The following is a 518-nucleotide window of genomic DNA, read 5'->3' on the forward strand; positions in this document are numbered from 1 at the left end:
AAGCCGATCCACTCCTAGCCTTGGGTGGTTTAATGGGCTATGAACCCCATATCGCAAAATTGCCCGGCAGCGCTAGCTACTGGCGAGATAAAGCCATGCAACGCTATCGAGCAGCGGTAGATTTACTGATTGCCAAATTAGGTGCAGAACGGGTGGCGGCGCTAACTTTAAATTGCGGCGGCAGCCCCACCTACCAACTCTACAGCCAAGGCAGCTTCCCCTTTAATGAGCTCAGTGCAGGCTCTTGTTTAGTCAAACCGCAAGACTTTGATTTAGCTAGCCTGGCCGACCATAGCCCCGCCAGCTATATCGCCACACCCATTCTCAAGCAAGCAATGTCAACGCAAATTCCCGGTATCGACCTCGGTAAAGCTCAAGCGCTGTGGAACCCCAATAAAGCCCAAAGCTTTTTTACTTATGGTGGTTACTGGAAGGCCACACCCACGTCGCCGAAAGGTTTAACGAACAACAACCTCTACGGTCGTTCCACGAATCAAGAAATGCTCAACGGCTCGACC

The 518-nt window shown here is 51.7% G+C and carries 1 protein-coding gene; it reads left to right on the forward strand.

Going from position 1 to position 518, the window contains the following annotated elements; all coding sequences use genetic code 11:
* Positions 1-32: 32 nt before the first annotated feature.
* The coding region (locus tag ACFQEU_RS18040; protein ID WP_379784406.1) for a type III PLP-dependent enzyme domain-containing protein at positions 33-518 on the forward strand (486 nt) is incomplete at its 3' end.

The organism is Halorubrum tibetense, assembly GCF_042661865.1.
Classification (GTDB): Archaea; Halobacteriota; Halobacteria; order Halobacteriales; family Haloferacaceae; genus Halorubrum; species Halorubrum tibetense.